Annotated in this window: 16 protein-coding genes; 3 read left to right on the top strand and 13 right to left on the bottom strand. The window is 28.9% G+C overall.

Annotated elements, in window-relative coordinates; translation table 11 throughout:
- Positions 1-61 precede the first annotated feature (61 nt).
- Positions 62-196 carry a hypothetical protein gene (locus BQ9840_RS12980; protein ID WP_255371035.1) on the bottom strand — a complete coding sequence of 45 codons (135 nt, stop codon included), beginning with the start codon at positions 194-196 and terminating at the stop codon, positions 62-64.
- A 257-nt stretch (positions 197-453) separates the two neighbouring features.
- Here BQ9840_RS12980 and BQ9840_RS11090 point away from each other — a divergent pair, with 257 nt between their 5' ends.
- Together BQ9840_RS11090 and BQ9840_RS11085 are read left to right on the top strand one after the other, a co-directional pair.
- Positions 454-1,722: a helix-turn-helix domain-containing protein gene (locus BQ9840_RS11090; protein ID WP_077369847.1), complete on the top strand. Its 1,269-nt coding sequence runs from the start codon at positions 454-456 to the stop codon at positions 1,720-1,722.
- A 246-nt stretch (positions 1,723-1,968) separates the two neighbouring features.
- Positions 1,969-2,994 (top strand): ornithine cyclodeaminase, encoded by a 1,026-nt coding sequence (locus BQ9840_RS11085; RefSeq protein ID WP_077369846.1) that lies wholly within the window; start codon positions 1,969-1,971, stop codon positions 2,992-2,994.
- 77 nt (positions 2,995-3,071) lie between these two features.
- Here BQ9840_RS11085 and phnE read toward each other — a convergent pair whose 3' ends face one another.
- The 8 genes from phnE to BQ9840_RS11045 form a co-directional block, all read right to left on the bottom strand.
- The gene (gene phnE, locus BQ9840_RS11080) at positions 3,072-4,637 is read right to left on the bottom strand and encodes a phosphonate ABC transporter, permease protein PhnE (RefSeq protein WP_077369845.1); all 1,566 of its coding nucleotides are present in this window, start codon (positions 4,635-4,637) and stop codon (positions 3,072-3,074) included.
- Positions 4,609-5,340: a phosphonate ABC transporter ATP-binding protein gene (phnC, locus tag BQ9840_RS11075; protein ID WP_077369844.1), complete on the bottom strand. Its 732-nt coding sequence runs from the start codon at positions 5,338-5,340 to the stop codon at positions 4,609-4,611. Before phnC ends, phnE begins: the two co-directional genes overlap by 29 nt.
- A gap of 11 nt (positions 5,341-5,351) precedes the next feature.
- Complete coding sequence (locus tag BQ9840_RS11070) at positions 5,352-6,224, bottom strand: phosphate/phosphite/phosphonate ABC transporter substrate-binding protein (protein ID WP_077369843.1); 873 nt, start codon at positions 6,222-6,224, stop codon at positions 5,352-5,354.
- Between the two features lie 128 nt (positions 6,225-6,352).
- Positions 6,353-6,613, bottom strand: a complete 261-nt coding sequence (locus BQ9840_RS11065; RefSeq protein ID WP_159436162.1) for a hypothetical protein — start codon at positions 6,611-6,613, stop codon at positions 6,353-6,355.
- Positions 6,614-6,869: 256 nt separating this feature from the next.
- Positions 6,870-7,115, bottom strand: coding sequence for a hypothetical protein (locus tag BQ9840_RS11060; RefSeq protein ID WP_077369841.1), 246 nt, complete (start codon positions 7,113-7,115; stop codon positions 6,870-6,872).
- A 65-nt stretch (positions 7,116-7,180) separates the two neighbouring features.
- A complete protein-coding gene (locus BQ9840_RS11055) occupies positions 7,181-8,392 on the bottom strand; it encodes a hypothetical protein (protein WP_077369840.1) in 1,212 nt (403 codons plus the stop codon).
- A gap of 1 nt (position 8,393) precedes the next feature.
- Positions 8,394-8,864, bottom strand: coding sequence for an RNA polymerase sigma factor (locus BQ9840_RS11050; protein WP_077369839.1), 471 nt, complete (start codon positions 8,862-8,864; stop codon positions 8,394-8,396).
- 255 nt (positions 8,865-9,119) lie between these two features.
- On the bottom strand, positions 9,120-9,665 hold the full coding sequence (locus tag BQ9840_RS11045) for a DUF4825 domain-containing protein (protein WP_159436161.1): 546 nt from the start codon (positions 9,663-9,665) through the stop codon (positions 9,120-9,122).
- Positions 9,666-9,974: 309 nt separating this feature from the next.
- On the opposite strand from BQ9840_RS11045, the gene BQ9840_RS12620 reads away from it, so the two are divergent.
- The gene (locus tag BQ9840_RS12620; RefSeq protein WP_159436160.1) at positions 9,975-10,181 is read left to right on the top strand and encodes a hypothetical protein; all 207 of its coding nucleotides are present in this window, start codon (positions 9,975-9,977) and stop codon (positions 10,179-10,181) included.
- On the opposite strand, the gene BQ9840_RS11035 is transcribed toward BQ9840_RS12620, so the two are convergent.
- The 4 genes from BQ9840_RS11035 to BQ9840_RS11025 all read right to left on the bottom strand — a co-directional run bounded on the left by BQ9840_RS11035 (position 10,162) and on the right by BQ9840_RS11025 (position 12,549).
- Positions 10,162-11,481, bottom strand: coding sequence for an RNA-guided endonuclease InsQ/TnpB family protein (locus BQ9840_RS11035; protein ID WP_200804926.1), 1,320 nt, complete (start codon positions 11,479-11,481; stop codon positions 10,162-10,164). The two genes, BQ9840_RS12620 and BQ9840_RS11035, sit on opposite strands and share 20 nt — an antisense overlap.
- A 13-nt stretch (positions 11,482-11,494) precedes the next feature.
- Entirely contained in the window at positions 11,495-11,869 is a 375-nt protein-coding gene (locus BQ9840_RS11030) for an IS607 family transposase (protein WP_369800224.1), read from the bottom strand.
- Between the two features lie 8 nt (positions 11,870-11,877).
- Positions 11,878-12,003, bottom strand: coding sequence for an excisionase family DNA-binding protein (locus BQ9840_RS13115; RefSeq protein ID WP_369800170.1), 126 nt, complete (start codon positions 12,001-12,003; stop codon positions 11,878-11,880).
- 324 nt (positions 12,004-12,327) lie between these two features.
- Complete coding sequence (locus tag BQ9840_RS11025) at positions 12,328-12,549, bottom strand: Fic family protein (protein ID WP_077369837.1); 222 nt, start codon at positions 12,547-12,549, stop codon at positions 12,328-12,330.
- Between the last annotated feature and the right edge of the window lie 102 nt (positions 12,550-12,651).

The raw sequence follows: 12,651 nt of genomic DNA, 5'->3' as shown, positions 1-12,651 counted from the left end.
ATAATCTTATATAACTCATCTCTAAGGATGCTATAATCATCATCTTCTAGTAAAAATATTCTCATTTAATCACCTCAAAGATATTATACATCATAAATAATTTTATAACTTTACATTCTACAAATTCTAATTTTTCTTCTATTTCATCTGGGTCTATATCATCTTTCATATTTACAATACCACTAATTCCAAACAAAAAATATTACTACTGTTTTGTTGGGACAAATAATTTCTTAATTCTTGTATATTTTTTAATATTAAATCAACATTACTGTTTACCTACTGTTTGTGCTTTGACATTGTAAAAAAAACATGATAATATTTATGGTGAAAAAGAAGCTATGAAGGCTTTAATGTTAAGTTTTTAACTATAACGAAACCCATGAAGGGATACCGAAAGAAAGGATCCTTTTTTGGGTTTTTTTATTTAAGAAAGGAGTGTGAAAATTATATATGGATAAAAACCGTAAACATGAAGAATATATAGCAGTACAATCTACAAATTGTCAAACATTTGATGAAACTTCTATTTGTGCTATTGATATTGAATTTATAGACAAACCTACCAAGGCACTTCTCCATCAACAATCTCGTTTTTTGTATATTCTCGAAGGAAAAGGCAAAATTTTAATTCAAGGAAATGTTTTCAATCTTAATAAGGGTGCACTGATTGCAATACTGCCTTGGCAATATTCTGAGATTATAGAAGTTGAAGAACCTTTGAGATATTATTTGATTGTTTACAAATTTGACATTATAAATAGTATAATCAAAAAACTTTTTAATGTTTTGAATGAAGATGTGGATTTAATCAATGCAATTTCAACCAACAACGCTGTATATTGCGATCAGGATACAGCAATGCTAGTTGAAAATATATGTCGAAAAATTAGTAAAGAAATTGGAGTTAAGTCTGCTAATATTTCAAAATCGCATAATGACAATCTCAGCCCAATTTTTCTAAATTCTCTCATTATTGAAATATTAGTAACCTTTTATCGTGCAATTGATAAAAAAGAAAAAAACAAGATTCAAGAGAATGTTCCGTGCAAAATAGAAATATTTCAATATATTTATATGCACTTGAGTGAAAAAGTCACATTAAAACAACTATCAAATATATTTTATATGAGTGAATCTGCTATAAGTAAATACATCTATGATACGGTTGGTTTTTCTTACTCCGAATTAATAGCTGAGATGCGTGTTGCAAAAACTATAAACTTTTTATTATATACTGATTTAACACTTGATGAAGTCGATAAAGTACTAGGCTATGTAGATGCTTCCCACGTTTCAAAAATTTTTAGTAGAAAGGTCGGCATAAAGGCAAAAGATTATCGAAAAACTTATAGTAAGATAAATGAAATATGTAAAATCAAAAGAAGTAAAAAACCATATCAGATTATCTCATATATATTCAATAGATACAATGAAGATATCACCGTAAATTCAGTTGCTGAAAATTTTAACATTACTGTGGTAGAACTCAACCAAATTTTAAAGTATCAAGTTGAAAAAAGTTTTGAAGACTTTTTAAATTTTATCAGAATCAATCAAGCTTGCGAATTACTTCTAAACACTGGAAACTTAATTTCAGATATTGCATATGAGGTAGGATTTAATAACACTAAGACCTTTACAAGAAATTTTTATAAATATCAAAAAATGACTCCCAGCGATTTCCGCAAAAAAACAGAGCTGCAAAAAAAGTTAATATAACCATTGTTTATAATTGCATTAAAAATACGATTTTGGACATTAGATTATATTATTTTTGTATATATATCAATAAACCGTAAAACGTTTGCATTGTTGTAAATGCCATGGTACATTGTAATTGTAAGTTTTGAATGAACATTTTCAAGATTATGAAAGTTCATCATTATTTACACTTATAGTTTTTACAACTTTCTTCGGCCGAAAGATTAATCTTAAATAAAAAATTATATGAAAGGTGTGTTAAATATGGGAAAATTACAAACAAAGTACATTGATTTGCCTACCATGGCAAAATATTTAAAATCAGTTGGTGTAGAAAATATTATGGAACGTCTAATTCCATATTTGGAAGATGACTATGGACGTTGGGAAGATTTCCATAAAATTCCTAGAACTGCACATCACAGCGATGTAGGTGTTCTCGAATTAATGCCTGTAGGTGATTCAAAGACTTATTCATTTAAATATGTAAATGGACATCCAGAAAATCCTAAACATAACTATTTAACAGTAATGGGTATCGGGCTTTTAGCAGAAGTATCAACTGGATTTCCATTGCTTTTAAGCGAATTGACATTAACAACTGCTATTCGTACAGCAGCTAATTCAGTAATGGCTGCAAAGTATTTGGCTAAACCTAATCCAAAGAAAATGGCATTAATCGGAAATGGTTGCCAAAGTGAATTCCAAGCACTTGGTTTTCATCACATATTAGGAGTAGAAGAAATTTATTGCTATGATGTAGACCCAGCTGCTACTGACAAATTGATGGATAATCTAAAAGATGTAAAAAATCTAAAGTTAATAAAATGTAACAGCACAAAAGAAGCATGTAAAGGTGTTGACATTATAACAACTGTTACCGCAGACAAGAAATACGCTACAATTCTTACACCTGATATGGTTGAACCAGGTGTACACATAAACGGCGTTGGTGGAGATTGCCCAGGAAAAACAGAACTTGATTCAAAAGTTCTTCATATGGGAGATGTATATGTTGAATTTGAACCTCAAAGTCGTGTAGAAGGAGAAATTCAACATATGGATGAAGATTTTAAAGTTACTGAAATTTGTAATGTAATTAAAACTGGAAAGCCTATAGACAGAAAACCTGATGAAATAACTATTTTCGACTCAGTAGGTTTCGCTTTAGAAGACTTTTCAATGTTAAGATTACTTTATGACATTGCAAAAGATGAAAATATAGGCAAACCACAAACTCTTGTACCAGTACTAGAAAATCCTAAGAATTTATATGGCATGTTAAGATAAAAAAGGCTTCAATCCAAAAGTCCGAGCATAATAATAAAATGCTCGGACTTTTTATTTTTTAGGAGTAGATTTCGTCCCTACCGTTTGAGTTGGCTTAATTTATCTATTATTATTATCATTATTGATATACCAAGAAGTAGAAAACCTACTTTTTCCCAGTTTCTCCAGGTTATATTCATAACTAAGGTAGTGCCTATTCCACCTGCGCCGATTACTCCTAAAATAGTAGAATTTCTAATGTTTGATTCTAATCTGTATAATGCCAAGCTAATAAAAGTTGGAAATGTATGAAGTAGTAGTCCATGTCTATAGGACTGCAGATTAGTTGCTCCTGTTGTTATTATACTATCTTGTATGTTTTTCCCTTCACTTTCCAGTACTTCACTATACATTTTGGTAAGCACACCTGTCGTATAGATGCTAAGAGCCATAGCTCCAGCCATGGGCCCTGGTCCTACTCCTCTAAAAAAAATTATTGCTGTTACTATTGGTGGAAATGTCCTTAAAATATTTATAACTCCCTTTAAAAATATAGATATTCCTTTATTAGGTGATGTATTGTATGCTGTTAAATATGAAAGAACTAAAGCAAATAATCCTCCTACTATTGTTGCAAATACTGCTATAAAAAAGCTTTCTAATATTCCCTCTATAAGCTTAGGAAAACAAGTAGGGTCTATTCTTATCATTCTCGATATAACATCTTTACCCTGACCCAATCCTAATATAAATCTATCATAGGTAATATTCAAAGATCTAAAAGCAAATATAAATAATATTATCACTAAAATAGGTATATAAAAAATCTTAAATACCTGAAGTTTTTTATAGGTATTAATAGTTTTAAATCTTATAGTTTTTTTTATAAGATATTTTCTAACAAATAAACTCAGTAAATCTATAATCAAAATTGTAAAAAATAAAATTAATATTAATGTTGATAAATTGTCATATCTGAGATGATTTAAATCCCTCCACATGATCTGGCCTATTCCTCCAGCACCAACTAATCCTAAAATAGTTGCACTGCGGATATTTGTCTCAAGTACAATAAAAAAAACAGAAATAGATAATTCCAATATACGGGGTAAAACACAATACCTTAAAACTTGTATAGAATTTGCACCCACTGATCTGATTGAATTTAATTGATTTTCTTTAATTGCTTCAATATATTCTCTAAATAATTTTAATGATATCAAAAATGCAATAATAGTAAGAGCAACTATTCCTGAAAACTTTCCTACACTAAATATACTTACTAAAATTGCTGCCCATATTAAACTTGGTATAGTTCTAAGAAATGAAAATACTCCACTTAGTATGGCTGATGCATACCTATTTGGAGTGATATTGTCTGCAATTAAAAGAGAAAAAGGTAATGCTACTAATACTCCTAAAATAGATGATACTATAGCAATTTGAATTGTTTCAATTAGTTTGTCAAATGCTTCTACTCCATAAGATATATTTGGTTTTAGCATCCTCTCAAAAAGATTAAACATGCTAGGTATACCTTTATGTAGTTTAACAAAATCAAATTCTACCTTAAATCCAAGAAAAACCAAAATAATAATAATGCCTAAAAAATATAAGCTTTTATATAGTTTATTCTTAGCTATATAATTCTTTAAGGAGTTCATCTTTCAAATCACCTACTTTCCCATCATATATAATTTTTCCATTTTTAAGAGCTATAATTCTATGACAGTACTTCTTTGCCAAATTTACATCATGAAGATTAATCATTATAGTAATATTTTTCTTATCATTAATAGCCTTAAAATAATCCATTATATTTTGAGAAGTAGCTATATCTAAACTAGATACTGGCTCATCTGCTAAAATAATCTTTGGTTTTTGACAAAGAGTCTTAGCAATAGCTACTCTTTGCTTTTGTCCTCCACTTAATTCTTCAGCTCTTTCAAACATTTTTTTACTTAAACCTACTTGCCTTAATGCATTACTTGCACTTTCATAGTCTTCATCATTAAACAATCCGAAAAAAGATTTTAAGGAAGACTTATATCCAAGTCTTCCTATTAATACATTTTCTAAGACAGTAGACCTTTCAATTAGGTTATAATCTTGAAAAACAAATCCTATTTGTCTTCTTATATTTCTAAGCTGAGAATTATTTAGCTTTATAATGTCTACATCATCTATATACACTTTACCACTGGAAGGTGTAACTAATAAGTTTATAGACTTTAGTAAAGTAGATTTTCCACTACCAGAAGAACCTATTATACCTATAAATTCTCCTTGCTTTATTTCTGTATTTATATTATCTATTGCTAATGTTTTGCCATCATAGGAAACAGTTAAACCTTCTATTTTAAGCATTACATCCACTCCTATTCAGCTTCTTTTAAGTCAATATTCATCGTCTCTGCTGTAGTTCTTATAATGTCATAATCTGCATCTGTTGCCTCTTCAAATCCATACATATTAAATAAAGTCTTTAAAAGTTCTGAACCTTCTTCAGTCTTTGCTATATTTAATAATGCAACTTTTATCTTTTCTTTAAGCTCTTCTTCCATATCTCCTCTAACAGTTACTGATATATTTGGGATATAATCAGTGTAGCCTAATACTTCAGTTTTTTCCATAGCTTCTGGAAAATCTTCTTTATATCTATCTCTTGCATCTACAAAAGTAGTTGCCACATCTACATCACCATTTAATAGCAATTGAAGTGCCTTATCATGCCCTCCAGCATATACATATTCTATATCTTTTTCTATGTCTATTCCTTCTTTTATCAAATGTGCCCCTGGAAATAAATATCCAGATGTTGAAGATGGATCTACAAATGCTACTTTTTTACCCTTTGTGTGTGAAAAACTAGTTATACCGCTATCCTTTCTTACTAGAAATTGTGAACGATATTTTGCCTCTCCTGATTTGTTTAATGCTGTTAATATAACTTTTGCATCGCTTTCCTTATTTGCTAATACATAAGCAAATGGTGGAATAAAACCAAAATCAACTTGACCTGAGCCTAATCCTTCTACTACTCCTACATAATTTGTAGCAGTAAATCCTTCTACCTTAACACCTAGTTCCTTAGATAACATTTCTGTCAATGGTTCTACAGATTCTATTAATGAATCTCCATCTTTCATAGGAACAAATCCCATTTTAATGACCTCTTCTTCCTTTGGTGTACAACCAACAATTGAAATAGCTAAAACTACTATTAACAATAAAACAATTACTCTTTTCATTTTTATGTCCCCCTTACAATTTAATTTCAAATATACCATATAACAATTTTGATAAAAAAGCAATACACTTTTTCAAAAATAAAAGTGTATCGATAATATAGGGGGTCACTCTTAATCATCTTTGGTTATTAAAATAATCCTGCAGTAAAAATAGTGCCACAATAGGGATCATTTATGTACTTATCCACTTCATCACTATCACTACTTAACCAATCAAACTCAGTATTATTAGTTTTAAAATAGGTGTTATATTTCCCAAATATTAAATTGTTTAATTTAGTGCTCTGACTCTTAGCACCATGTTTTTTTATTTCTCTTTTAGCTAACATAATTCCAATATCAAGGACTATACCTTGTTTCCCATTTGTAAACAAATATCTCCAAACCATCCTCTGATTTAAAGGTAAAGTTAGTACCAATCACCATTATCCGTTCTTTAAGTTTATATTTGTATTGTATTACATTTTATCATATCATATAGTGAACATACAACAAAAAAACAAACCTGATAACAGCTATTCTTAGCCATTATCAGGTTTTAGTTTCCTATTACTCCAAACAAAAAGAACCGTCCCGACTGTTTGATAATTCTATACTAAAATTCTCAATAAATATTTGCCCCGGCACTAACTTACTAATTTTTGGCTAGTGTTTAAATTTAATAAGTTTTCCATTTATATTTACTGATTCTACCATTGTACTGTCTAATGGTGCATTTGAAAGGTACTTAAGATTTATTTTTTCATCTTGACTAAAAAAAGTAGATAATTCTATCTCTTGTGTCGTTCCATTAGTCATATTAACTTGAATTGGCGGACTATTTTCCTCATCATATTCTCCAATGCCTAATAAGGTAACTCCTATTTTCAATCTCACTTTTAACTTCTTCATAAAATTCTACTACTACTTCTTTACTTAAATATCCTCAGTTAAATATGTTTTATAAATATATTTAACTACATAGTATAATTAGCAGCATTGATAACCTTCGTATCTTTATCTAATAATCCAAATCCACCTACTAAGTCTTTAAATGTATCTATTGTCCCTTTTTTACTATCTGTAATCATTCCTACATCTTTTGATACAGTTTCTATAGCACTTTTCTGTTCCTCGCTACAATTTATAACTCCACAGTCTACAAATTCTAATTTTTCTTCTATTTCATCTGGGTCTATATCATCTTTTATGTTTACAATACCGCAATCAAAAACTCTAACTCCTTCTGTATATTTATTTAACTTTCGTTTATCGATAGTTAAAAAGGCTTTATCACCAATACTAGCTCCTTTTGTTGCTTCTATATCATTATATTCTGGATTTATATTGTGAAACCTATCAATAAATTTCTCATTAATAAATACAGTTCCTTCTACTTTAAGCCTTGTTAGTTTATCTAGAGCATTTTCACTTTCAAGATCTATTATTAAATTTCCATCTACATATAGTTTATCTCCATATTTTCTTATCAAAACATCATTTAATATTTGGCTATTTGTATAACTGAGTCCATCAGGTATAGTTTTTATTTCTGCATGTTCATCAAAAAGAGGTAAAGCTTCTTCTAACAAGCTCTCAGCTATAATAGCCTTTTTTGTTATGAATGTAGCTCCTATTTCTTTTAAAGAAGCTATATTTAAATCCTTATCTGGAATAATAACTTTATTTCTTACATAATATTTTTCGCCTTTTGCTCTTAAGATAAATGTCTTATCCATAATTAATTTACTTTTAAGTCTAATGGCATCTCCAGGATAAGAATCTGTACTACCATTTACTTTAATTAAAGGTAAATTACCTTTAATATCCGAAGGGTAAGAAACTGAACCATTTACTTGAATTAATGTAAATTTGTCTAATACTTCTTGAGATCTTGTTTCTATATTTAAACTGCCATTTACAATTAGTACTACTGGTTTTGATAATATAGTACTATCAGTAATTTCATAGGAGCCATTATGAACCATAACTTCAGCTTCTTTGGAAACTTCTGTCACCTCTGCTGTATTCATAGTTACATTATATCTTGCCATAAGTTCTTTAGTTTCTTTAGAAACTAAAACAGTAGCTGCATTTATATTTATATCTTCATAGGACTCAAGTGTTGTCTCGGAAACATTTCTTGCATCACATATCGCAGTATTAATTACTAATTTTTTCTTTTCCATATCAATCACCTTTCCCTTTCTGCATAAAATATATTTTAGACATCTTTTTTCTTGCTGAAGATAATCTTGACCTTATGGTTGATGACGGTAAATTAAACATCTCACCAAGCTCAGTAGAAGTATATCCTTCTATATACCTCATCCAAAACAAGGCTCTCTCTTTTTCTGGTAAACGAGCACACAATTGACTTACTAAAATTTTGCTTAAATCATCTTCTTTAAATAAGGGCTCTTCAATCATAGGTTCATTTGCCATACGCCTTACCTTATCAATAAAGATATTTTTAGCAGTTCTATATAGCCAAGAACAACATTGAGACTCAGTCAAGTCATTAAGAATATGTGCATTTTCCAATGCTCTCATAAAGGTCTCCTGCACTATATCTTCTGCAATAGAAGTGTTGCTTCTGGAGAGGCTTATACAATACCACAAAAGTTTATTATAATAATCCTTGTATAATTTATCTATCAATTTGCCCCTCCTTTTTTAATGTCTTTATCTATTAGACGAATGAGAAGTGAAAAGTGTTGACTTAATTTCTAAAACTTTATTGTATAATAAAAATTCACTCTTCTCTACAACAGCATATATTTTTAAAATATTATCTTTTTCATAAACTCCCTTTACATCTAATGCTATGGCTGTAAATGAATCTTCTTCATATTTATCTGTAAATACTTGACTATCATCTTCTATTTTTACTGTACCTTCTGTATTTAAATTATCCTAGATTATTTGACTTGTATCTTCTTTTTCCTCTTCTATCTCATTTTTAACTTCTTCATAAAATTCTACTAATTTAGTGAATTTGTTTTTACTACTTCCTAACTCACTAGTCCTCATACCTAAAACAGATATAGTGATTGAATCTATATTAGCCCTAGTAATAGTTTCAATTTCTATTTCTTCACCATCGTCTTCAACTATATAGATAATATGATCTAAATTGTCTATTAAAGAAAACAATATAGCACTGTCCAATTTAAAATCATCTATATTAACTTCATTTGCATTTCCATTAAAGTATAATTTTAATCCATAGGGTTCTTCCTTAGATAAAATCTCCATAGATTTATAACTATATTCTTTTGGAAATTCTAATTTTGAAACTATACCCCCTACTTTAGAATTATCACCTACATATTTAGTTTTATAGCTGTATAATTCATCTACCAAGGTTTTTTCTTTTTTAGTTTCATAACCTATTAAAAAACTAGTACATAATATTATTAATATCAATGATACAACTAAAGGTTTTCCTGATTTTTTCACCCTATTCACCTCTTTCTTCTATCTTTTCATCTAAGTATTTTTTTAATTCTAATAGATCATCATTGTCAATGGAATTTGATTCATTAGCTTTTTAATATTTACAAATAGTCTTAAGAAATTTGTCTGTACTTTCTACTTTTTCTTCTTCGGATTTCACTTTTACTTTTAATTTTCTGTATCTTTGACCTATTTCAACTTTCTTCACTATGCTTTAGGCCCTTCAGTATAAAAGCAGAAAGGCAGCCGCAAAGCAGTAGGCTAATGCAACTAAGTATTATTTGCCATGTTGATGCGTCATAGTAGCCAGAAATGGTAAATACAGCTGTAATAGGATACAAAACTTTTAGTGTATTTGACATACTCATAAATAATCCAGCAAAAGAGTACATTTCAGTAAACACCAATGCAAGCCAATACCGTTCTACAAAACCTACTCAAATATATCAAAATATATTTATACAAATAGATTTTGCTCAAGAAGTATCACCTTCTCGATTTAATTCATCCATATATTAGATTTCTCTAACGTATGGCCAGTAAATAGAATTTTACTTTTTTTAAAATTCCATTTAGCTGTATATGTTGAGTTGTATAAATCCCAATCAACATAGTCCGAACCAGACAATAATTTATCTTTTTTAGCTATATTAACACTACTGTTTATATCTCTTGATAATTTAGTTTTACATTTTTGACATGTAAATTCTCTTATCTGTGGATCTTTTTTTTCTTTATTTCCACATATACAACAATTTTTAGTTGTATCTTTTTCGTCTACTTTTGAATAGTGTTTACCGCTTCTTTCCATTACCCATTTTAGTATGTTTCTAAATTCTCCTATTATTTCTTGATTTAACATGCTTCTATGCATATTATCATAAGTTGCAGTATTAAGACTAGGAGTATAGTCTCCTATTGCTACATAGTCATAGTTTTTTGCTATCCAATTAGCAATGCTATAACAACTTGACTTTATTTGTTCTCGTCTCTTGTGGTAAGCATTGTCTAATGCATTGTTTAGCTTTGTCCATCTTTTGCTTGGTAGGTAATAGCTTCTCCCTGTTTCTGTTTCTATTAGTTTTGATTTTCTGCTGCATAAATCTCTCTTTGATTTTATTTCATCTATTACTTTGTCCCAATATTTTGTTTGTGGCAGTTTTTCAAATTCATAACTTACTCCAGTATTGTCTATGGCTACAAAGAAGTTTTTATGATTTTGGTCTATTGCTATCCATTTGTTTGTTTCTTTTTTGTCTATGTCTTTTCTTTCTATACAAAATATTGCATAGAATTTGTTGCCTTGTTGTTTGCATAATCTGAAGTTTTTTATTTTGTCTGTGTTTCTTAAATTTAAATTTTCTTTTAGTTTTCCTATTACTTTTATTCTTTTATTTTCTTTATTTATTCCTAAGGTTATTTGTAAATTTTTGTTTTCTATTAGTTTAAAGCCTTTGTTTGGTTCATCATAATATAGTGAAAACCAATGTTTTTTCCATGATTTGAATTTAGGATATCCTGTTTCATTGTTGAAAAATTTTTTGTATGTTTCTTTCAGTCTTATTGCTGTGTTTTTGAGTGGTGATGAATGTACTGTATTCAAAAAAATAAACTCTTGTTTTAGTATTGGAACTTGATTTCTTAAGTTCCTTCCTGTCAAGAGTTTTTTGTCATTATTATTTTCTTTATAATCTTTTATTGTCATTTCCAAAAGATAATTGTATAGCCAATTACATATTTTAGATTGTCCATCTAGAATTAACTCATCTTCTTTTGTAAAGATAACTTCTATTTTTCTATTGAATATCATTACATTCATTCACCGCCTTCGGCTATTTGAATAGTTCCTTGTTTTCTTGTTGAATTGTTTTTGCCTTATGACTTCTACTGCCATATAGTTTTGCTGAAAATACTGTTATTATTGATAGAACATCTTCTACTAGTTCTTTTTCATAAGTTTTATCTTCTGTATAATTTATTATTTCAATTTTAACACCATTAAAGTCACACATTTGTTCTATTATGTCGTATCCAAATCTTATTAATCTGTCTTTATAATTAATTACAATCCTGTCAATTTCTCTTTCGCATATTAATTTTATTAGTTCTTTTAACCCTTTTTTATTGTAATTTAAGCCACTTCCTATGTCTTTGATTATTTTAAATTGATATCCTCTTGCACTACAATAATCACTTACTGTTTTAATTTGCCTTTCTAAATCTTCTTTTTGATCTGATGAAGAAACTCTATCTTCCCTTCATCTTCCCATCTTCTTAGAGTTGATTTTGCAACTCCTAAATATTCACTTGCTTCTTTTATAGTAAGTTTTATGATAATCACCCCTTACTATAAAGTATAGTATAAATTTATTTAATATGCAATGTTTTTAAGTAATTTTAATTAGTTTTAAGTATACTGTTTTAATCCCCCGGCACTAACTTACTAACTTTTGGCTATTCCTAATTGATAAACCGTTGGATTAGTATTAGATTTTACAGTTAGTAGTTTGTGTTTTGAATCATAAGAACAAATATATCTAGTATAAATGGTAGCATATAAAAAACCTGATAACAGCTACTTCTAGCCATTATCAGGTTTTTGTTTGTTCTAACTCCAAACAAAAAGAACCGTCCCTAGTGTTTGAAAGTCATCTCAACAACTAATCTACCTATTTTCAGAATAATACTTTTGTTTTGGACTTGTTGGTTTATTTGGTACTGTTAATTTTAATAATCCTCCTTTTATCAAAGGGTTTAAAATACTTTTTCTAAAGTGATCACGATTTTTAAAGTTCATAAATTCTTGCATTTCATTTCTAGTTCTAGGTATTGTACAAAATTCAAGTAATTTCTCAGTATCTTCATCAGCTTGCATGGTAGCTTGCATGCAAGCTTGGTCATTAGCCTCAGAAACAAGAGGTATTATTGTTTTAAATACATCTTCTTCTATAAATACTGGATCGGCTCCTGAATAGATTCTATTATATTT

The organism is Anaerosalibacter sp. Marseille-P3206 (genome assembly GCF_900155565.1).
GTDB lineage: Bacteria > Bacillota > Clostridia > Tissierellales > Sporanaerobacteraceae > FUHM01.
This window is presented reverse-complemented; position numbering and strand designations above follow the sequence as displayed.